The organism is Arthrobacter sp. NPDC093139 (assembly GCF_044754165.1).
GTDB lineage: Bacteria > Actinomycetota > Actinomycetes > Actinomycetales > Micrococcaceae > Arthrobacter.
In genome coordinates, this window is the sequence record NZ_JBIVOO010000003.1 from 222804 (window position 1) to 244408 (window position 21605).

The window sequence follows — 21605 nt, forward strand, 5'->3', positions numbered from 1 at the left end:
CGCCGTTAGTCTCGTGGGGTGACTAGTGAACCTGCCGCCCCAGCGCGCCCCCGGACCGCAATCGACGCCGTCGCCGACGCCCACACCGACACCCTTGTTGCGTTGGATCCGAGCCTGGCCACCACGCTCGGCATCCCGGGCCACGACACCGAGTTTCAGGACTTTTCCCCTGCCGGGATCGCCAATTTCGCGGAGGCGGCCCGGACAACGCTTGCTGCCCTCGAGGGACTGGAACCTGTTGATGACGTCGACTCCGTCACCATCGATGCCTTGCGCGAACGCCTTGGCCTCGAACTGGAGATCCACGAATCGGGCTGGGATGCGGCAGAGTTGAACAACATCGAATCGCCTGCGCAGAATATCCGTTCCATCTTCGACCTCATGCCCACGGACACTGAGGAACACTGGGCCAACATCGCCGGCCGCATGCAAAGTGTGCCAGGGGCCATCGACGGCTATATCGAGTCCCTGCGGACGGCGCGGGACAGTGGCCGTGTCTCAGCCCGGCGCCAGGTGTCGATCGTCATCGAGCAGACCACCAAGTACGCGGCAGCGGACGGCTTCTTCGCGAAGCTCGCCGCGGGGGCCAAGACGCCCGAAGGCCCGCTGCCTGCCGGACTTCAGGAAAAGCTCGACGCCGGCGCTGCCGCTGCCAGGAGCGGCTACTCCGACCTGGCTGCCTTCCTGAGGAACGAGCTGCTGCCGGTGGCACCCGGGAAGGATGCCGTGGGACGGGACCGGTATGCCCTCGCATCGCGGCTGTTCCTTGGCGCCGCCGTCGACCTCGAAGAGACCTACGCCTGGGGCGTCGAAGAACTCGGGCGGATTATTGCCGCCCAGGAACAAGTCGCCGGGGAAATCAAACCAGGCGCCTCCATCGCGGAGGCCAAGAAGATCCTCAACAGCGATCCTGCGCGCCAGCTCAAGGGAACCGACGCCCTGAAGGCGTGGATGCAGGAGCTCTCAGACCGGGCCGTTTCTGATCTGGCCGGCGTGCACTTTGACATCCCGGACGTCATGAAGACACTTGAGTGCCTGATCGCGCCGACCGACGAGGGCGGCATCTACTACACGGGTCCGTCGGATGACTTCAGCCGTCCCGGACGCATGTGGTGGTCCGTACCGGCAGGCGAGGACACGTTCACCACGTGGGCGGAAACGACCACCGTCTTCCACGAGGGCGTGCCCGGGCACCATCTGCAGATCGCCACGGCCGTCTACCGGCGCGAACTCCTGAACAGCTGGCGCCGCAATGTCTGCTGGACCTCGGGACACGGCGAAGGCTGGGCGCTCTACGCGGAAAAGCTCATGGAGGAACTCGGCTACCTCAAGGATCCGGGCGACCACATGGGCATGTTGGACATGCAGCGGATGCGGGCTGCGCGAGTGGTCTTCGACATCGGCATCCACCTTGAGTTGGAGATGCCGGCCCGGTGGGGGTCGGGCACCTGGACGCCGGAAAAGGGCTTCGGCTTCCTCAAGGAAAACCTCGCCATCAGCGAGGGGCAGCTGCAGTTCGAGTTCGCACGCTACCTCGGCTGGCCCGGCCAGGCGCCGTCCTACAAGGTGGGCCAGCGGCTGTGGGAGCAGATTCGGGCAGAGCTCGAAGCCAGGCCCGGCTTCGACCTCAAGGCGTTCCACACCAAGGCATTGAATATCGGCTCCGTAGGGCTCGACACCCTCAAGCGCGCCATGCTCGGCTAGTCTCTTCGTGCTGCGCGGCGGCACGGCCGCCCAGTAATGGAGACCTTTGCCACACGCACTGCGGGAATAACTTCATAAAGTGCCGGTTCTTCGCTGGATTTCCGGGCATGTGGGCGGTTCCCTCGGGCTACTCCCGCGTAATATTTCTCAACGTCGGGTGGAAGCTGTATTTTATGCGGCCTAGCTTTGTTGGCGTGAGCACTCAAACCAGCACCCCGTCTTCGTCCGGTCAGACCGGCTTCCAGCTGCCCCGGTGGGCAGGCTCCTTCGGCTTCCAGATCATCGCCGCCCTCGTCGTGGGGCTCGGGCTGGGCCTGCTGGCCAAGTACACGGGCAGCACCAAGGCCAGCCCGAATGGGCTTGGCGCGACGCTGCAGACCATCGGCTCCAGCTATGTCTCGCTGCTGCAGACCGCCGTCGTGCCCCTGATCTTCACCGCCGTGGTGAGTTCCATCTCCAACCTCCGCGAGGTCTCCAACGCGGCCAGGCTGGCCTGGAACACCCTGCTCTGGTTCGCCATCACGTCCCTCGTGGCCGTGCTGATTGGCATCGGACTCGGCGTGCTGCTGCAGCCCGGCGCCAACACCGGCATTTCCGGCGAAACCAAGGAGTTCGCCGGAAAGTCCGGCGACTGGTGGGCGTTCCTGACCGGCCTGTTCCCCAAGAACTTCCTGGGCCTGGGCGCAAGCTCCACCGTGGCGGAATCCGGTGCCGTGACCACCGCCGTCAGCTTCAACGTGCTCCAGATCCTGGTGATCGCGATCGCCGTCGGAATCGCCGCCCTCAAGGTGGGCAAGCAGGCCGAGCCGTTCCTGGCACTCAACGCCTCGGCGCTTGCCGTCATCCAGAAAGTGCTGTGGTGGATCATCCGGATCGCGCCGATCGGCACGGTCGGACTCATCGGCAACGCTGTGGCCGTCTATGGCTGGGACACCATCGGTTCGCTGGGCAAGTTCACCGTTGCCATCTACGCCGGACTGGCCCTGGTCCTCTTCGGCGTATACCCCGCGCTGATCCGATCCCACGGCCTCTCCGTCAAGCAGTACTTCTCCGGCGTTTGGCCTGCAGTGCAGCTTGCCTTCGTCTCCCGGTCATCCATCGGCACGCTGCCGCTGACCCAGCGCGTCGCCGAACGGAACCTGGGTGTTCCCCGCGCCTATGCCTCCTTCGCTGTTCCGCTGGGGGCGACCACCAAGATGGACGGCTGCGCCGCCATCTATCCGGCCATCGCTGCCATTTTCGTTGCCCAGTTCTTCGGCATCCAGCTCGACGTCAGCAAGTACCTGCTGATCGCCCTCGTGTCGGTCCTCGGTTCCGCTGCTACGGCCGGCACCACCGGCGCCGTGGTCATGCTGACGCTGACCCTGTCCACGCTGGGCCTCCCGCTGGCCGGCGTCGGCCTGCTGCTCGCCATCGACCCCATCCTGGACATGGGCCGCACCGCTGTCAATGTGGCCGGGCAGGCACTGGTCCCAGCCATCGTGGCCAAGCGCCAGGGCATCCTGGACGAGGGGCTTTACAACGCGCCGCGGTCCGGGGATCCCTTCACGGATGATTCCCCGGCGGAAGAGGCCGCCGAGGGGCCGTCCGTAACCGGCGAAACGCCGACGGACCGGGACCTGGCCGACGCCAAAGCGTAGCCGCACGCCCAAGTTTCCGGTTAGGGTACCGTCATGGACGTCATTCTGGTTCCCGGATTCTGGCTGGATGCTTCTTCGTGGTCGGAGGTGACTCCCCCGCTGGTGGCGGCGGGGCACCGCGTCCATCCGCTCACGCTTCCTGGGCTGGAGGCGCCGGATGCCCCGCGCTCCGGCATAGGGCTGCGCGACCACATTGATGCCGTTGTCTCCGCCGTGGACGCCGTCGACGGCCCAGTGGTGCTCGTGGGCCATTCCGGCGGCGGGGCCATCATTCACGGCGCAGTCGATGCGCGGCCGGAGCGCGTGGCCCGGGCCGTTTACGTCGACAGCGGTCCGCTCGGTGAGGGCGGCGTCATCAACGACGAACTGCCCGCCGACGGCGACGAGGTGCCCCTGCCGCCGTGGGACGGCTTCGACGAGGAGGACCTCGTAGACCTGAACGACGAACTGCGGGCGATGTTCCGGGCGCGCGCCATACCGCAACCAAAGGGTGTGGCGTACGACCGGCAGCACCTCCACGATGAGCGCCGTTACGAGGTGCCAGCCACCGTCATCGCGTGCGAATTCCCGAGCAGCCTACTCACCGAATGGATGGATGCAGGCCACCCGTACGTTGAGGAACTCGCGCGCATCCGCGACCTCGACCTGGTAGACCTTCCCACCGGACACTGGCCGCAATTCACCAAGCCGGCCGAATTGGGTGCGGCCGTACTCGCGGCCGTGAACCGTTCGGCCTGAGCCCGTACCGGCACCGGAGTGCTAGTGCCGGCCGCCGCCAATCACACCCTGCTCCACTGCCTTGGTCACGGCGTCCGCTTCCGCCTGGGTGAGGGTGCCGTCTGCAACCGCCTGATCCAGGCGCGGCTTCAGCGCTGCCGCCCGGCGCTTCTGTGCTTCGCTACGCAGTTCTTCGAGGGCGGTCTTCACCTTGGCTTCATCCACGCCGAGGGATTTAGCCAGGGACGCGGCCAGTGCAGCCTCCTTCGCCGCGCGGTCCGGCTTCTGTCCGTCCGTCCCCTGCCCGCCCCCTCTCGGACCCGAAGGGCGGTTCGCCTCGCGGAATGCCCTGAGAGCGTCAACCAGCTTGGCCTCATCCACGCCCAGTTTGGCTGCAAGTTCCGCAGCCTGCACGCCGCGATCGCCGCGGCCGTGCCCGTGCTTTCCCCAGCCGAACCGGTGACCGTCCGGAGCGGGCGTCCCTGAAGGGCTGCTGGACGTGGACTGGGGCATTGGAGTGGCCGTCGTCGCCGCGGCCCTTTCCGTCACACCAAAACCAGCACCGAGCGCCACCGCCCCCGCGCTCAGGCTGAGGGCCACCTTCTTCATGCGATTCATGGTCTTCTCCTGGATCTGCCGGACGGGACGGCGCCCTCGCCGCCGGCCGTACCGGCCGTGGGATCAGGATGCGCTACCCCCATGCCTGGGGCTATGAAGAGGCTGTGAAGTACATGTGAATATGGCGCCGAAGCTGTGGACTGAGAGTAATCTTGCGCAGAGTGCAAAGATGCACGTAGTGTAAGTGCGTGTCAACTTCCAGTTCCGCCTCGCCTCCCCCGCCTTCTCCGCCCGACCCAGTCCCGTCCCCGACCCGCCGGGAACTGAACAAAGCCGCAACCCGCCAGGCCATCTCGGATTCAACGCTTGAGCTTCTGCGCAGCAAGGGGCCCGGCAAGTTCACAGTGGAGGACATTGCCGAAGCAGCGGGCATCTCCCGCCGCACATTCTTCAACTACTTCAGCAGCACGGAAGCGGCCATCGCCTCTGTGACCCATGGCTTCCTAGACATCGCGCTGCAGCAGTTCCGGCTGCGGCCCGCGGATGAGCCCATCCTCGAGTCGGCGCGGGCGGCCCTCGTTGAACTGGCCGACCCGATGACGGTATCGCCTATGGCTGAGCTCTTTAGCCTGACGCAGGCCAGCCCGCTGCTGGCGCGTTCCGAGCTGGAAGCGTGGGACCACTGCACGGAGCAGATCATTGCCGCCGCCCGCGAGCGCACCGCCCACAGCCCGGCCGGTGACATGGACGAGCTTTACCTCCGAGCCCTGGCCGGCTCCGTCATCTCCTGCGGCAGAGCCGCCATGGAGGTGTGGTTCCGCCGGTGCGGAACGGACCTCTCGGCGGAATCCCTCGCCATCCTCCGGCAGCTGCTGATCGATTCGATGGGGCTGCTGGGTGCCGGCTTCGCGGCGCCGTCACCTGCCGCCTTGGAGACCCAGTTCCCAGCCCCTTCCGCCGCCCCACACTCTCCAGAACGGTCCTGACATGGCACTTCTCCTCTACCGCCTCGGCAAGTTTTCCTACCGCCACCGCTGGCTTGTCATCTCACTATGGCTTGCGGTCCTCGTGGCCGTCGGCGGGTCGGCAGCGGCGTTCCACGGAACAATGGCCAACAACTTCCAGATCCCGGGCACAGAAACCCAGCAGATGGCGGACAAGCTCAAGAAGGAACTGCCCGCAGCCTCGGGCGGCTCCGCCGGAATCGTCTTCGAAGCCAACGATGCCCAGTTCAGCCAGGCCGGCAGAGACGCGGTGTCCGCCGCTCTGACAAGGCTCCAGAGCCTCCCGGACGTCCGGGGAACGGTGGATCCCTTCACCACCCAGGCCCGGCTGGACAAGTCTGCGGCCGACCTTGCCGCAGGCGAACGGAAGGCAGCCGCAGGCAAGTCCCAGCTGGACAAGGCCGCCGCTGAACTCGATGCAGGCAAGGCCCAGCTGGAGAATGCCGAACAGCAAATGGCCGCTGCCGGTCTGCCGCCGGCGGCCGTCGAAGCCCAGCTTGGCCAGCAAAAGGCGGCACTCGCCGCAGGGCAGGAAAAGCTCGACGCCGGCACAAAGGAACTGGACGCGGCCAACCAAGAACTCGCCCTCGGCAAGCGCGAGCTGGCTGCCTCCCAGGGAATGCGCTTCGTCTCCGAGGACGGCAAAGCCGCCATCGCCCAGGTTCAGTTCAGGACCTCCATCAACGGCCTTGAGCCCCAGGTCCGCCAGGAAGTCCAGGACATCGTCAACGAAGTCTCCTCCGCCGGCGTCACCGCCCTGCCCAGCAAGGAAATCACCGAGGACGTCACCGAGATCTTTGGCGTTGCCGAGATCGTCGGCATCGCCGTGGCGGCGCTTGTCCTGGTCATCATGCTCGGGACGCTGATCGCCGCGGGCCTGCCCCTGGTCATGGCACTGGTGGGTGTAGCCGGAGGCGTCGGCGGCACGTTTGCCCTGAGCGGCGCTATCGACATGAGCTCCATCTCCCCGATGCTGGCCCTCATGCTCGGCCTCGCCGTCGGCATCGACTACTGCCTGTTCATCGTCAACCGGCACCGCAGCCAGCTGCTGGCAGGAATGGATGGCGAAGAATCCGTGGCCCTTGCCACCGGAACCGCCGGCAACGCCGTGCTCTTTGCCGGTCTGACGGTCATCATCGCGCTCGCAGCCCTCGTGGTCCCGGGACTGCCGTTCCTTGCTGTGATGGGCCTGTCGGCGGCCGCCACGGTGGCCGTCGCCGTCGTCGTCGCCCTGACCCTGACCCCCGCTATGCTCTCGCTGGTGGGCAGGAGGCTGATCTCCAAGCGCGCCTGGGCACAAGCGGAAAAGCACAACGCCAGCCCCGGCCAGGAGGCCGAAGACCGGGCCAAGGACGAACACCGCAGCAGCCACGGCTGGGGCGGCCTTGTCACCAGGCACCCGGTGATGGCCACGCTGGCCGGCGTCCTGCTCCTCGGCATCGTGGCCCTGCCGGCCAGCCAGTTGAGGCTCGCCCTGCCGGATGGCGGCTCCGAACCCGTCGATTCCCAGGCCTTCAAGGCTTACGACGTGACCAGCCGCAGCTTTGGCGAAGGCACCACCGGCCCGATCGTCGTTGTCGGCGACTTCCCCGAAGGCCTCAGCGAAGCGGATGCCAAGGCCAAGCAGCTGGACGTTGCCGATGTCCTTCGCACCACGGAGAACGTCATTGCGGCCGTCCCCGTCGCACTTAGCGAGGACCGCCGGACCGCGGTGTTCCAGGTCATACCCAAGGAGGGACCGGCCAGCGCCAGCACCGTCGAGGTGGTCTCCGCGCTGCGCGCCGAGAAGGCGGCGATCAAGGACTCCCTCGGCGTGGACATCGGACTAACTGGCCAGACCGCCGGCAACATCGACGTGTCCACCAAGCTCGGCGACGCCCTGCCCCCGTACCTGGCCATCGTGGTGGGACTCTCGCTGGTCCTGTTGCTGCTGGTGTTCCGCTCGATCGTCGTGCCGCTGCTGGCCACCGGCGGCTTCCTGCTGTCCCTGGCTGCTGCCTTCGGCGCTGTTGTGGCTGTCTACCAGTGGGGCTGGCTGGGGAGCGTGTTTGGCGTCGACAATCCTGGGGCGGTGCTGAGCTTCCTGCCCATCATCCTGATTGGTGTGCTGTTCGGGCTGGCCATGGACTACCAGGTCTTCATTGCCTCAGGCATGCGCGAATCCTTCATGCACGGGGAACCGGCCAAGCATGCGGTGCGCTCCGGCTTCAGCCACGCGTCCGCAGTGGTCACCGCCGCCGCCATCATCATGGTCAGTGTGTTCTCCGGCTTCATCTTCTCGCACCTGAACATGGTCCGGCCGCTGGGCTTCGCCATGGCATTCGGTGTCCTGGTGGACGCGTTCGTGGTGCGCATGACGATTGTCCCGGCCGTAATGTACCTGCTCGGCGAGAAAGCCTGGTGGCTGCCGAGCTGGCTGGAACGCATCCTGCCGGACGTTGATGTGGAGGGTACCAAGCTGCGCAAGCCCGGTACGACGGCGGTGGGCGCCTCCGCGCCGGAGCCCGCCGGGGTCCCGGCCGGCTAGCGGGGAAGACAGCCGGCAGGCTTCCGTGTCCGCAGCGTCAAGCTGCGTCCCGGGCAACGGCGGTGCTGTGGAGTGGTAGCTGTGGCCGGTGGGAGTGGTGAGTTCGAGGCTGTGCCTGAGCCTGTTCATTCCACCGGGGCCTGGACGTGCCCGGCTTGTCCAGCCGGGGATTTCCTTGGTGTGGTTGCAGGCTTCACAGAGCCCTGCCCCATTGCTGGTCGTTGTGGTTCCGCCACGGTGCCAGGGCACGATGTGGTCGTAGTGGCGGATGGGCGCGTCACAGTAGGGCGTGCGGCACGTGTCGTCGCGGGCTTGGAGAAAGCGGCGGAAACCGGACGGAAATAGCCGGGCGCGGGAGTCCATGGCGATGAGCTCTCCGGTACCCGGTGCGGTGTACAGCCGGCGCAGAAACGTGCTGAGAGGCGAACCGAGGGAATCGGCCGTCCCGCCCTCACAGGCAGCGGCGTCCCTGACAGCATCGCGCGCCCAGCCCGCCGGGACGACGCCATATCCGGGGAGCCGGGCAGGCTCTGAATCGCCCTGAAACAAGGTACGATCCGTCATGATGAGCTGGATTTCGATACCTGTGATCCCGCCGGGTGTACCGGTGACGCGTTCGACCAGGCTGTCGGCCATGATCTGGCCGCGGCCACGATTGTCGCCGTCCGAGCGCAGGGAATCGGCGTGCCGGCTGAGGGCCGCAAGCACTGCCACACCCTGGGCGACCGGGAGCAGCGCGGTCAGGTAGGACATGGTGTCCGGCGCCGGCCGAAGGCTGACGTGACGCTCGGCGGCGGCGTGGCTTGCCCGCTGGGTAACGGACCGGGGGTCGCGGCGGTAGGCGGCCGCCCGGACGGCGGCAACTATCCCCCGGTCTCCAGCGCCCGTCAAGGTGCCGGCGTCGGCCGCCAGCTCGTCGTCGACAGCGCAGCGGTCCGCTGCAGACAGGCACGCCGTTTCCTTCACCAGCAGGGTGGCCCGCCATTCGTTCAGGTGCCCGGTCTCCAGAGCCGCCATAGTGTGGGGCATTTCCGTGACCAGGGCCTTGGCCAAGCCCAGTAGCCGGCCGCCACGTGCCGGCGATTCCCGCCGGGCCAGCGCGACTTGGACCGCGACCCCGGCGCCCAGCTCTGATGCGGGCGTGCCGGCTGCGGCTTGCTCCTCGCGCTGCAGCAGATCGAAAGCGACCGCGATCCTGGCCTGGAGCGCGGCCGCCGCCGACTTCAGGTCCTCCAGCTCCCGCAGCTGGTCAATCAGCCCGGCACTGATGGCGGCAGGACGCACCGCAGCAAGTGTTCCGATCACGTCCGTGACCGTCACACCGCCTGCTGCTACCGCGACTTCGGGCTCCTGGTTGCCGTCCATGCCCATAGTGTTTCAGGCACCTGTGACATTAATGCGCTGTGCTATGGATGATGAGGGGAGCCCATTGGCATCAAAGACGACTGCCGGATGGGATGCTTGGGCGGCCTCAGCCGCCGGCCGCCCACTGTGTCCTGGATTCGGCGGCAGCGTAGACGCCAAGGATCCGTACCTCGGTGGTGAAGAACTCCAGTTCCTCCAACGCGCGGCTGAGCGGTGGATCCTCGGGGTGCCCTTCAACGTCCACCATGAACATGGTCGCGGCAAACTCGTTTCCCACCATGTAGCTTTCAAGCCGCGTCATGTTCACGCCGTTTGTGGCGAAGCCACCCAGGGCTTTGTACAGGGCGGAGGGGACATTCCGGACACGGAACACAAAGCTGGTGACTGCCGGTCCGCGCAATTCTTCCCGTCCGGGCAGCTCCGTTTCCCGGGCCAGGACTACAAAACGCGTGGTGTTGGAGGGATCGTCCTCGACGGCTGAGGCCAGAATCTCAAGGCCGTAGAGCTCGGCGGCGAGCGGGGGTGCCAGTGACAGCTTGGTGGGATCGTTCCATTCCCGTACTTCACGGGCAGACCCGGCGGTGTCACCGGCGATCACGGGTTTTAACCCCGCCTTGCGAATAAGCCGCCGGCACTGACCCAGGGCGTGAATGTGGCTGTGGACCTCGGTGGCCGCCTCGATGGTGCTGCCAGGGATGCCCAGCAGATCGAAGTGGATGGGCAGAAAGAACTCGCCCACGATCTGCAGTCCCGAGTGGGGCAGCAGCAAGTGGATGTCGGCTACCCGGCCTGCGATGGAATTCTCGATGGGGATCATCGCCAGGTCCGTCTCGCCGCTGGACACCGACTCGAAGGCGTCCTCGAAACTGGCACAGGGAACGCTCACCATGCCGGGGAACATTTGTTTGCAGGCAATATCTGAGTTGGCGCCGGGCTCACCCTGGAACGCAATTTTCTGGGCCATGATCCGTATCGTTTCACGCACTGTGGCAGCTAACCCAGCGACGGCGCCATAACGCCGTCACACGGGCTTCGCCAAGCTAAACCTCCAGTCGAAATCGTGCTCCGGTCCCGCATCAGCGCACGCGCGTGTAGGTGAGGTAGAAGTCGTGCTCCAAGGGCGCTCCCGGCTCGGCGCCCCGCTCCCAGCGGCCCAGAATCGTGTTGCCGTCCTCGGTCAGTTGGCCGACGTAACGCTGTGGCCAGTCAGGCCCGTCGCGAAAAAGCGTCCAGACGCCGCCCTCGAGAGTCATCTCATAGACGCGTGCGACGCCGCGGGAGTCGAAGTAGTGCTGCTGCAGGCCGCCGTCGGGGCCGGTTGCGCCGATGACGCAGATGCCGTTGGGGAACTCGGGCCGATCGACGGTCGAGCGCTCGATCAGGAAACCACCCCCCTCAAGCCACTCGAACGTTGTCCTCCCCTCAGCCTCCAGGCCGGGGACTGCGGTTTCCCACTCCCCGACCAGAATGTCGAGGCGCTCCAGCGAGTCACTCCTGTCCGATGCTATCGGTACCCCTCCTCGTTGAGGTGCTGGGAATTTAAGGTGCCAGCGAATCAGGCCTAGCCTATGGCTCCGTCGCCCCAAAGAACACTGGAGGGAATTAGGCTGGAGCGGTGACCCGCCTCATTCTTGCCTCCAAGTCCCCCGCCCGCACCAAGCTGCTCAGCAACGCCGGCATCGCCCACGAAGTCCTTGTTTCCGATGTCGACGAGAACGCCGTCCAGGCCCGCTACGGCGTGACAGACCCGCACGACACCGCCCTGCTGCTCGCACGCGCGAAAGCCGAGGCTGTGGCCTCCCTGCCCGAGGCCGAGGGCGCCCTGGTGATCGGCTGCGATTCAGTCTTTGAGTTCGACGGCGAGGCCCACGGCAAGCCCTACACCGCCGAGGTCGCCAAGGAGCGGATGCTCCGCATGAGCGGCAGCATGGGGGTGCTGCACACAGGCCACTGGCTGGTGGATTGCCGGGACACCGAGAACAGCGACAACACCGAAAACACTGACAACCCCGACGACGACGGCGGCGCCGGCTCCGGCGCGACGCTCGGCTCCGTTTCCTCCGCCGAGGTGCACTTCATGGAGATGAGCGAAGCCGAGATCGACACGTACATCGCCACCGGCGAGCCGCTTCAGTGCGCCGGGTCCTTCACCATCGACGGCTACGGCGGAGCGTTCATCCGCAAGGTCGACGGCGATCCCCACACCGTCGTCGGGCTCTCCATCTCCACCCTGCGCAGCCTGCTGGGCCAGGCAAAGGTGGAAGTCACCGCATTGTGGACCGGCGGCGCCGTCGATCCCTCCGAAGTCCGGGCCGAGTGAGTCAATTGGCAGCACCTTGTAGCAACCCTACAAAGCAACGGCCGCGTACACGCGGATTCCGCCAGTAATATCGGCGGAATCCTCAAAATCAGGCTAGGCTCCCTGAAGGAAAAGAAGGAGACGCCTTGTCAGTTAAGCCGGAGCAGTCCGCAAGTCCAGAGCAGTCCACCGCCGCCCCGAGCCACGCAGGCGCCGTCCTGACGAGCTCCAAGCGGCTGAGCAAAGTGCTGATCGCCAACCGCGGGGAAATCGCCGTGCGCATCATCCGCGCCGCCCGTGATGAAGGCATCGCCTCAGTGGCGGTGTACGCAGACCCGGACCGCGATGCCCTGCACGTCCGGCTGGCAGATGAAGCCTACGCCCTGGGCGGCAACACTGCCGCGGAGTCCTACCTCGTCATGGAAAAGCTGATTGAGGTGGCCCACCGCTGCGGCGCCGATGCCATCCACCCCGGCTACGGCTTCCTGGCCGAGAACGCCCAATTCGCTGCCATGGTCATCGGGGCCGGCATCACCTGGATCGGCCCGTCCCCGGAGGCGATCTCTGCGCTCGGCGACAAGGTCCAGGCCCGCCACATTGCCGAAAAGGTGGGGGCACCGCAGGTCCCCGGCACGGCTGACCCCGTGGAATCCGCCGAAGAAATCCTCGAATTCGTGGACAAGTTTGGCCTGCCTGTGGCCATCAAGGCAGCCTTCGGCGGTGGCGGCCGCGGCATCAAGGTGGCCCGCACCCGCGAGGAAATCCCGGAACTCTTCGAATCCGCTGTCCGTGAGGCAACCGCGGCGTTCGGCCGCGGTGAATGCTTCATTGAGCGGTTCCTGGATGCTCCGCGCCATGTGGAAACCCAGTGCCTGGCGGACTCCTACGGCAACGTCGTGGTCGTCTCCACCCGCGACTGCTCCCTGCAGCGGCGCAACCAAAAGCTTGTGGAAGAGGCCCCGGCACCTTTCCTCACCGAAGAACAGAACCGCCGCCTCTACGAGTCGTCCAAGGCGATCCTCAAGGAGGCCGGCTACCTCGGCGCCGGAACCTGCGAATTCCTGGTCGGCCAGGACGGCACCATCTCCTTCCTAGAGGTCAACACCCGCCTGCAGGTGGAGCACTGCGTGTCCGAAGAGGTAACGGGCATCGACCTCGTCCGCGAGCAGTTCAGGCTGGCCCGCGGCGAGAAGCTGGGCTACGACGACCCCGAGGTCCGCGGGCACTCCTTCGAGTTCCGCATCACCGGCGAAGATCCGGGCCGGAACTTCATGCCCGCCCCGGGCACCCTCAGCACGCTGAAGAACCCCACCGGCCCCGGTATCCGGATCGACTCGGGCGTGGAGCAGGGCGACGTCATCAGCGGCAACTTCGACTCCATGCTGTCCAAGCTGATCGTCACCGGCGCCACCCGCGAGCAGGCCCTGGAGCGTTCGCGCCGGGCGCTTGAGGAAATGGTGGTGGAAGGCATCCCCACCGTCATCCCGTTCGACCTTGCCGTGGTCAGCAACCCTGACTTCGCCCCAGCCGAGGGACCGTTCAAGGTCCACACGCGCTGGATCGAAACCGAGTTCGTCAACAACCTGCCGGCCTGGACGCCGGCCGGCGCCGCCCCCGAGGCGGAGGAAGCCGGCGAGCGCCGGACCGTGGTAGTGGAGGTCGGCGGCAAGCGGCTGGAAGTCGCCATCCCCGCATCCCTCGGATTCAGCGGCGCGGCATCGGGCGGCGGGAAGCCGGCCAAGTCCAAGAAGCGCAGCCGTTCAGGCGGCGCCGCCCAGGCGGCCGGCGGCAACGCCCTGACCTCCCCCATGCAAGGCACCATTGTGAAGGTGGCAGTGGCCGAGGGCGACATTGTCGCAGAAGGTGATCTCGTCGTCGTACTTGAGGCCATGAAAATGGAACAACCGCTGACCGCCCACCGGTCCGGCACCGTGACCGGTCTGGCCGCGGCAGCCGGCCAGACCGTGGCGGCCGGCGCAGTGATTGCGACCATCGAGGACTGAATACACGCATGAAAATGCCCGGTGTGGATCACACCGGGCATTTTCATTTAAGGGGCTCAGGAATCAGGCCACGTTGTTTTCGTAGTCGGTGTCCTTGGTTTCCCGGGTGATCCACAACGCGATGAAGGTAAGCACCGCCGCGGCCGCCATATAGACGCCCACGAGCCAGGTGCTGCCGCCAGCGGCCTGCCACAAGGCAATGGCGATGAAGGACGCGGGAGCTGCTCCGATCACGCTGGAAAGGTTGTACGCCACCGCGGAGCCCGTGTACCGCACGTTGGCCGGGAACAGCTCGGGCAGGATCGCGGCCATCGGGCCGAAGGTGAGACCCATCAGGGTGAAACCCACGATGAGGCCGACGATCGCGGCACCCGCGCCGGGGCCGAACATCGTGAACCACAGCGCACCGAACACGAAGATGCCCGCAGTCACGCCCAGGAGGAACTTCCGGCGGCCCCACTTCTCCGCCAGCGGGCCGGAGACCAGCGTGAAGATGCCGAAGAAGACGACGCCGAGGATCAGCATCCAGAGGAAATCCCCGCGTGCGATGCCCAGGCCGGGAACGAAGTTGGCAATCTCGGCCGCGGACATGGGCTTGCCGGCCTTCTCCGCGGCGGCCTGGGCGGCCTCAACGGTAGCGGGCTTGGTGCCGTAGGTCAGGGTGAAGGACGTCATGATGTAGAACAGCACGTAGGTGGCCAGCATGATGAAGGTGCCGGCGACCACCGGGCGCCAGTGGCTCTTGAAGGTTGCCGCGAACGGGACCTTCGCCACCTTGTCTTCCTTAAGGACCTTCTGGAAGGACAGGCTCTCGACGAGCTTCAGCCGGACGTAAAGGCCAACGATCACCAGGACGGCGCTCAGCAGGAACGGAATCCGCCAGCCCCAGGCGAGGAAGTCTGCGGCGCTGAGGGTGGCGTTGAACCAGATGAACAGCAGGTTGGCCAGGATGAAGCCGATGGGCGCGCCGAGCTGCGGGAACGTTCCGTAGATGGCGCGCTTGCCCTCGGGGGCGTTCTCGGTGGCCAGCAGGGCCGCTCCCGACCACTCGCCGCCCAACGCCAGTCCCTGGGCGAACCGCAGCAGGACAAGCAGCAGCGGCGCAAAGATGGCCCAGCCGGGGACGGAGGCCGTGGGCAGCAGACCGATCAGGAACGTCGCAAGCCCCATCGTGAGGAGCGAGGCAACCAGGGTGCCCTTGCGGCCGAATTTGTCGCCGAAGTGTCCGAAAAGAACCGATCCAATGGGCCGGGCGATGAATGCCACACCGAAGATCGCGAAAGAGCTCAGGAGTGCGTTGATTTCGGTGGCTTCCGGGAAGAAGAGCCGCGGAAAGACCAGCACCGACGCGGTGGCATAGATGTAAAAGTCGTAGAACTCGATCGTGGTGCCAATGAGGCTGGCAAAGATGACCTTGCCTTTGGAGTTCACCGGTTTGGCGGTGCCATATTCCGTTGACGTTACAGGGGATGACATGAAGTGCCGCTTTCTGAGACCTGGGCGGGCTTCGATGCCGACGCCGCCCGACTATGGAATAAAACAGAGTTCAATATTAGTTCCCGCCATCCAGCGAGCGGACAGTTAGTCCACCATCCGGACGATCCAAATCGTCTCACCATGAGGGCTTCCGGCAAAGCCTAACCCCGTCACTTTGCCGCTGATAGGCAAATGTCACAGCACGTTAACAAACGGCGACTGTCCTCGAAACGCGGCTTCCCTACCTTGGTAAAGACAACAATCCCCCAAGGAGGTACACCGTGACTGCTGACCGCACCGCAGAATCCGGCACCGGCAATTCCCTCGATCTTGCCGCGGAGCCGACGCCCGGGAGCGGCTCCGCATCCCTGAATGTGCAGACCGCTACAGCCACCGCCACCCCCGCCCTTGAGGTCCGCCCCGGCCGCTGGATTGCGAACTGGGATGCAGAGAACAAGCAGCAGTGGGAAACCCAGGGCCGCTCCATTGCACGCAGGAACCTCAACTGGTCCATCTTTGCCGAGTTCCTCGGCTTCGTCGTCTGGCAGCTGTGGTCGATCGTCGTCGTTCAACTCCCCGCGGCAGGCTTCACGTTCACCACTTCCGAAATCTTCTGGCTCATCTCCATGCCGAGCCTCGTGGGCGCCACACTCCGCATCCCCTACACCTTCATGGTCCCGAAGTTCGGCGGCCGCAACTGGACGATCGTTTCGGCGCTGCTGCTCCTGATTCCGTCCATCGGACTCGCGTTGTGTGTCTCCAACCCCGAGACTCCGTTCGGCGTCATGCTCCTGGTGGCCGCCCTGGCCGGCTTCGGCGGCGGCAACTTCGCCAGCTCCATGGCCAACATCACCTTCTTCTATCCTGCCCGTGAAAAGGGCTGGGCCCTCGGACTCAATGCGGCCGGCGGAAACCTCGGTGCCGCCGTGGCGCAGCTGGCCGTTCCGATCGCCATCACACTCCTGGCCGCCGGCACCGTGAACCTGCCCATGGCCGGCCTGATGTGGGTCCCGCTCATCCTGATCGCGGCGTTCGGCGCCTTCAAGTACATGGACAACCTCACCAGCGCCAAGGGCGACGTGGCCGGCTCCCTGGCCGCGCTCAAGGAACCGCACCTGTGGATCATGGCGCTGCTCTACATCGGCACCTTCGGCTCGTTCATCGGCTTCGCCGGCGTTTTCCCGAAGCTCATCAAGGACTACTTCCCCGCGTTCTCCTCCATCGGGGTCGGCACGGTGGCCCTCTCACTGGCCTTCCTCGGACCGCTGGTCGGCTCCCTGGCACGCCCCTACGGCGGACGCATGGCGGACCGCATGGGCGGCGCCCGGATGACCGTGGCCGCCTTCGCCTCCATGGCCGTGATCACCCTGACCATGATCTGGACGCTGCCGCTGAAGAACTTCTGGCTCTTCCTGGTCCTCTTCCTGATGCTCTTCACCGCTAGCGGCTTCGGAAACGGCGCCACCTACCGCATGATCCCCGTTATCTTCGCCATCTCCAGCCGGGCAGCCCGCTCAGGCGCCAGCTCGGTGACAACCCAGCGCCTGGCCTCCTCTGCCCTCGGCCTGATCTCGGCGATCGGTGCCTACGGCGGGTTCGTGATCCCGCAGGTGCTGAACGCCTCCAACACGGCCAGCGGCTCCTACACTCCGGCGTTCTACGGTTTCGTCGGGGCCTACGTTCTGATGCTGGCGGTCTGCTGGTTCTGCTACATCCGCAACACCAACCGAAATGCGATGGGACACGTCTAACATGACCAAAAGCGCCGACACGCACTGCCCTTACTGCGCCTTGCAGTGCGCCATGACGCTCAAGTCTCCAGCGGCTTTGGCCCCGGCTGTCCAGCCGGGGCCAAAGCCCGCGCCTGCCGCACCTGCCCAGGACGGGACCGTCCATAACGCGCCCGCGCCGGATGGGCAGGCCCTCGAAGTGAACGGCCGTGACTTCCCCACCAACCGCGGCGGCCTCTGCCGCAAGGGCTGGACCTCTGCCTCGCTCCTGCAGCACCCCGGGCGCGTCACCGAGCCCCTGCTCAAAGGGCCCGACGGCGTCTTCCGCCCCATCACGTGGGACGAGGCGCTCGCCCGCATCACCACTGCTGTCCGGGAGATCCGTGCCAAGCACGGAGCGGACGCCATTGGCGTTTTCGGAGGCGGCGGCCTCACCAACGAAAAGGCCTACCAGCTGGGCAAATTCGCCCGCCTTGCGCTGGGCACCTCCCGCATCGACTACAACGGCCGGTTCTGCATGTCTTCCGCCGCCGCTGCCGGCATGCGTGCCTTCGGCCTGGACCGCGGCCTGCCGTTCCCGCTTGAGGCACTGGACACGGCCAGCACCATTCTCATGCTCGGCTCCAACGTCGCCGAGACCATGCCGCCCTTCGTCCAGCACCTGCAGGGCGTCCGTGACGCCGGCGGCCTGATTGTGGTGGACCCGCGGCGCTCCGCGACGGCGGCCTTCACCTCCGACGGTGGCGGAATGCACCTCCAGCCGCTGCCCGGCACTGACCTTACGCTCCTGCTTGGCCTGTCCCACGTGGTAATCCACGAGGGCCTCGTGGACGCCTGCTACGTCGCAGCGCGCACCACCGGCTACGACGCCTTGGTCCGCAGCGTCAACGCCTTCTGGCCCGAGCGGGTCCAGTCCATCACCGGTGTTCCCGCCGAGCTCATCCGTGAAACCGCCCGCATGCTTGCCGAGGGCGCCCGCCGCGGCGGCAGCTACATCCTCACCGGACGCGGCGTGGAACAACACGTGGACGGCACCGACACCGCCACGGCGGCCATCAACCTCAGCCTGTTGCTCGGGCTGCCCGGAACGGCCCGCAGCGGCTACGGCACGCTCACCGGCCAGGGCAACGGCCAGGGCGGCCGCGAACACGGCCAGAAAGCCGACCAGCTGCCCGGCTACCGCAAAATCACCGACCCCGCCGCGCGGGCACACATGGCCAAGGTCTGGAACGTCCCCGAGGAACTCATCCCCGGCCCCGGCCTGCCAGCCGTGCAGCTGCTCAAGTCACTGGGAGAACCCGACGGCGTGCAGTGCCTGTTCGTGCACGCCTCCAACATCGCCGTCGCCTCCCCCGATGCCAACGACGTCATCCGGAGGCTCCGTACCCTGGAATTCCTGGTTGTCTGCGACTTCTTCATGTCCGAGACCGCCGCCGAGGCCGACCTCGTCCTGCCGGTGCTCCAGTGGGCAGAGGAAGAGGGCACGCTGACCAACCTCGAAGGCCGCGTGCTCCGCCGCCGCCAGGCCATCCAGCCACCCGCCGGTGCCCGCAGCGAGCTGTGGATCATGGCAAGGCTGGCAGAGGCACTCGAGGCGCCGTCCACCTACAGCGACGATCCCGAGACGGTTTTCGAGGAGCTCCGCCTGGCCTCCGCCGGCGGCGCAGCCGACTACTCCGGCATTGACTACGCCATGCTCGACGGCGGAGCAGCCGCCTACTGGCCCTACCCCGCGGGCAGCACCGGAACGCCGCGGCTGTTCCTGGATGCGTTCGCGCATGCTGACGGCAGGGCCGTGATGACCCCGGTGGCGCCCCGCCGCCGTCGTACTCCGGCAGCAAATGCCGACCCGGCCGCGAAACCGATGACCCTCATCACGGGGCGCCTGCTGGAGCACTACCAGTCAGGCGCCCAGACCCGCCGCGTATCCGAGCTCCTCGCATCCCAGCCTGAAGCCAGGATGCAGATCCATCCGGCCGCGGCAGCGGCCATGGGCATCACGGACGGCGCGCAGGTGTCAGTGGCGAATGAGCGCGGGGAGGTGGTGTGCCGGGCGGAACTCAGCACGGCCATCCGTCCGGAAACCGTGTTCCTGCCGTTCCACTTCCCGGAACTGGAAAGTGCGAACCGGCTGACCGAAGCCGCCACGGATCCCATCTCGGGGATGCCCGAATTCAAGTACAACAAAGTCTGGGTCCGGTTGGCAGGGAGCCTACAAGACACCAGCGTTCTTCAGACATCGGAGGCCTCATGAGCGAGCAGATTGTAATTGTCGGATTCGGTCCGGTGGCGGCGCGGCTGGTCGACGAGCTGCTGCCCGCGCTGCGCGCAGGGCAGGTAGGGCTGACCGTCATCGGCCAGGAGCCGGACGCCGCCTACAACCGCGTCCTCGTCGCTGACCTGGGCGTGGGCCGCACCACGCCGGAGGCACTTGCCCTGGCCGACGCAGCCGCTCTCGCGGTGGACGGCGTCGATGTCCGGCTGGGCGTAAAGGTCAAGCGCGTGGACCGGGCACGGCAAAACGTCCTCCTCTCCGACGGCACCTCCGCCCACTACGACCGGCTCGTCTTCGCCACCGGCTCCCGGCCCGTCATCCCCAACCTCACCGGCATGAACCCGGACCCGGCAGCCCCTGTTCTCCCGCCCGGTGTCACCGCCCTGCGCGACCTCCGCGATGCCGAGGTCCTTCGCCAAGCTGTCGCGGGCCGCAAGCGCGTGGTGGTGCTGGGCGGCGGCGTGCTCGGACTCGAGACGGCCCTCGCGGCGGCCGAGGAAGGCGCCACCGTGACCGTGGTGCACAACGGGCCCCACCCCCTCGGCCGGAACATCGACCGCGGCGGCGGAGCAGTGCTCGCCGCCAGCCTCCGGAACTGCGGCGTCCGCGTGGCCGCCAACGCCCGCTCCACGGGCGTTGAGCACAACGCCCCCGGCGGCGGATTCTCGGCTCTGCTGCTCGACGACGGTTCGGCCATCGACGGCGACCTGCTGGTCCTCTCCTGCGGTGTCCGGCCGCGCACGGAGCTGGCGGAGGGCTGCGGGCTGTCGACGGGCACCGGCATCCTCGTGGACCACCACCTGCGCGCGCACCATGAACCGCACATCTTCGCCATTGGCGACTGCGCTGAGGTCCGTTGCCCGGACCCGGGCTGCCTGGAGTGCCGTACGGCGCGCGGTCCGTCCGGCCTGGTTGGTCCGGGGTGGAGGCAGGCCGAATGGCTCGCCGAATACCTGCTGCGGCTGGCCGAGGGACCACAGGGTGACGCGGAGTCGCTGCCCCCGCTCCCCCAGGAGAAGCCCGGGGTGATCGTGCTCAAGGCCCGCGGCATGAACATGGCCGTGGCCGGGGACAACTCCGCCGAGCCGTGGGATGAGGACGTCCTGACCGCCGGAGCCGTCAACGGCAGGCCACGGCTGCAGATCGCACAGTGGGCCGATCCGGAGCACGGCCGCTACGTGAAGATGACCACCCGCGGCGGCGTGCTTGAGGGCCTCGTCAGCGTGGGAATGCCCCGCACCGCCGGCGAACTCGTGCAGCTCTTCGAGCGCGGCGCCGAACTGCCCGCGGACCGTTCCCTGCTCCTTCGCCTGGACGGTCCGGACCAGCTGGCGCCATCCGCTGCTTCGAGCGATCCGGAAAGCACCGTCTGCCGCTGTGCAGGTGTCAGTGGCGGCAAGATCACCGAAGCCGTCACGGGCGGCTGCTCCACGGTGGCCGATGTTTCCTCAGCCACCCGCGCCGGCACCGGCTGCGGCGGCTGCCACGAGGACATCAAGGGGCTCATCGAAAAACACTTCCAGGCGGCAGCCGCCTAAAACCTGACCAACACCCGTGCACAAGGGGTCTCCGCCCCAGCGTCACAGAAATCGGGCATGCCGCGGATGGCAGGTAGCATCTGAGCATGAGTGCCGACGAAGACGACGACATTACAGATGAGCTGCTGGCCGACGCCGAAAGGCTCACGGGGCTGAGCCTTGAGCTCCTGGGGCTCGACCCGCATCCCGATGACATGACCGCCGAACAGCGGCTGCAGTTCGACCCCGACGACCTGGAAGAGATGGCGTCCGTAGCTCCCGATGAAAGGCAGCGGTCAGTGCGCCAGACGCACCTGCTGGCAGGCCTCCTGTGGAACTCCTCCAGCGTCCTCATGGACCAGCTGTTCCGTGACCTTGGAACGCTGCGCGAACTGGACACGGTCACACCCGCCCACGTCGCCGGGACCTCCGTGCTGTCCTCGCTGCCGCCCCGGTTCGCTCACAGCTACGACGTCACGTTCACCCAGAAGTTCATCGTCGTCGCGGCGGACATCACCGCATCGCTGGCCCGCGGCTGGATCGCTCCCGGCTGCCTCGCGGCCGAACTCGCTGTCCGCTGCCTGCTGGACCAGGCCCAGGTCACCGAGGAAATCTACGATCTGGACCTTCCCGGTGAGTGGCGGGCGATTGTGGAGGAAGTCCTGCTTGAGGACGCAGAGTGCGAAGCACTGTATTCAGACGCTGCCGGCACGCCGGACATCCAGCGGTGGTTCACGCCCTTCACCCCGGGCGACAGCGTTCCGGCGTACGCCTTCGCCTGACCCTGGAT

At 66.6% G+C, this 21605-nt stretch carries 15 protein-coding genes and 1 pseudogene; 11 read left to right on the top strand and 5 right to left on the bottom strand.

Translation table 11 applies throughout. From position 1 onward, the window contains the following. Positions 1–18: 18 nt before the first annotated feature. From ACIP90_RS06940 to ACIP90_RS06950, 3 genes are all read left to right on the top strand, one after another. On the top strand, positions 19–1704 hold the full coding sequence (locus tag ACIP90_RS06940; RefSeq protein ID WP_400578012.1) for a DUF885 domain-containing protein: 1686 nt from the start codon (positions 19–21) through the stop codon (positions 1702–1704). Positions 1705–1898: 194 nt separating this feature from the next. Continuing rightward, the gene (locus ACIP90_RS06945; RefSeq protein WP_400578014.1) at positions 1899–3344 is read left to right on the top strand and encodes a dicarboxylate/amino acid:cation symporter; all 1446 of its coding nucleotides are present in this window, start codon (positions 1899–1901) and stop codon (positions 3342–3344) included. A 33-nt stretch (positions 3345–3377) separates the two neighbouring features. Beyond that, on the top strand, positions 3378–4082 hold the full coding sequence (locus tag ACIP90_RS06950; protein ID WP_400578017.1) for an alpha/beta fold hydrolase: 705 nt from the start codon (positions 3378–3380) through the stop codon (positions 4080–4082). 21 nt (positions 4083–4103) lie between these two features. Here the strand turns inward: ACIP90_RS06950 and ACIP90_RS06955 are convergent, their stop codons facing one another. Beyond that, the gene (locus ACIP90_RS06955) at positions 4104–4679 is read right to left on the bottom strand and encodes a hypothetical protein (protein WP_400578019.1); all 576 of its coding nucleotides are present in this window, start codon (positions 4677–4679) and stop codon (positions 4104–4106) included. 188 nt (positions 4680–4867) lie between these two features. On the opposite strand from ACIP90_RS06955, the gene ACIP90_RS06960 reads away from it, so the two are divergent. Both ACIP90_RS06960 and ACIP90_RS06965 read left to right on the top strand, forming a co-directional pair. Then, entirely contained in the window at positions 4868–5605 is a 738-nt protein-coding gene (locus ACIP90_RS06960; protein WP_400578022.1) for a TetR/AcrR family transcriptional regulator, read from the top strand. 1 nt (position 5606) lies between these two features. Next, positions 5607–8150, top strand: coding sequence for an MMPL family transporter (locus tag ACIP90_RS06965; RefSeq protein ID WP_400578024.1), 2544 nt, complete (start codon positions 5607–5609; stop codon positions 8148–8150). A gap of 48 nt (positions 8151–8198) precedes the next feature. Here the strand turns inward: ACIP90_RS06965 and ACIP90_RS06970 are convergent. The 3 genes and pseudogenes from ACIP90_RS06970 to ACIP90_RS06980 form a co-directional block, all read right to left on the bottom strand. Further along, positions 8199–9515 (bottom strand): annotated as a pseudogene (locus ACIP90_RS06970) (DUF222 domain-containing protein); the annotation flags it as partial. A 106-nt stretch (positions 9516–9621) separates the two neighbouring features. After that, positions 9622–10479 carry a prephenate dehydratase gene (locus ACIP90_RS06975; protein ID WP_400578026.1) on the bottom strand — a complete coding sequence of 286 codons (858 nt, stop codon included), beginning with the start codon at positions 10477–10479 and terminating at the stop codon, positions 9622–9624. Positions 10480–10591: 112 nt separating this feature from the next. Beyond that, on the bottom strand, positions 10592–10768 hold the full coding sequence (locus tag ACIP90_RS06980; protein WP_400578028.1) for a hypothetical protein: 177 nt from the start codon (positions 10766–10768) through the stop codon (positions 10592–10594). 362 nt (positions 10769–11130) lie between these two features. Between ACIP90_RS06980 and ACIP90_RS06985 the strand changes: the two genes are divergently transcribed. Together ACIP90_RS06985 and ACIP90_RS06990 are read left to right on the top strand one after the other, a co-directional pair. Continuing rightward, positions 11131–11835 (top strand): Maf family protein, encoded by a 705-nt coding sequence (locus ACIP90_RS06985; RefSeq protein WP_400578030.1) that lies wholly within the window; start codon positions 11131–11133, stop codon positions 11833–11835. A gap of 125 nt (positions 11836–11960) precedes the next feature. Further along, on the top strand, positions 11961–13817 hold the full coding sequence (locus tag ACIP90_RS06990) for a biotin carboxylase N-terminal domain-containing protein (protein ID WP_400578032.1): 1857 nt from the start codon (positions 11961–11963) through the stop codon (positions 13815–13817). A 63-nt stretch (positions 13818–13880) separates the two neighbouring features. Here ACIP90_RS06990 and ACIP90_RS06995 read toward each other — a convergent pair whose 3' ends face one another. Next, on the bottom strand, positions 13881–15293 hold the full coding sequence (locus ACIP90_RS06995; protein ID WP_400578034.1) for an MFS transporter: 1413 nt from the start codon (positions 15291–15293) through the stop codon (positions 13881–13883). A gap of 281 nt (positions 15294–15574) precedes the next feature. Here ACIP90_RS06995 and ACIP90_RS07000 point away from each other — a divergent pair, with 281 nt between their 5' ends. The 4 genes from ACIP90_RS07000 to ACIP90_RS07015 all read left to right on the top strand — a co-directional run bounded on the left by ACIP90_RS07000 (position 15575) and on the right by ACIP90_RS07015 (position 21597). Next, a complete protein-coding gene (locus tag ACIP90_RS07000) occupies positions 15575–17044 on the top strand; it encodes an MFS transporter (protein WP_400578036.1) in 1470 nt (489 codons plus the stop codon). Between the two features lies 1 nt (position 17045). Beyond that, the gene (locus ACIP90_RS07005) at positions 17046–19277 is read left to right on the top strand and encodes a molybdopterin oxidoreductase family protein (RefSeq protein ID WP_400578038.1); all 2232 of its coding nucleotides are present in this window, start codon (positions 17046–17048) and stop codon (positions 19275–19277) included. Continuing rightward, a complete protein-coding gene (locus tag ACIP90_RS07010) occupies positions 19274–20836 on the top strand; it encodes an FAD-dependent oxidoreductase (protein WP_400578040.1) in 1563 nt (520 codons plus the stop codon). Before ACIP90_RS07005 ends, ACIP90_RS07010 begins: the two co-directional genes overlap by 4 nt. A gap of 86 nt (positions 20837–20922) precedes the next feature. Next, complete coding sequence (locus ACIP90_RS07015) at positions 20923–21597, top strand: hypothetical protein (protein WP_400578042.1); 675 nt, start codon at positions 20923–20925, stop codon at positions 21595–21597. The last annotated feature ends 8 nt before the right edge of the window (positions 21598–21605 follow it).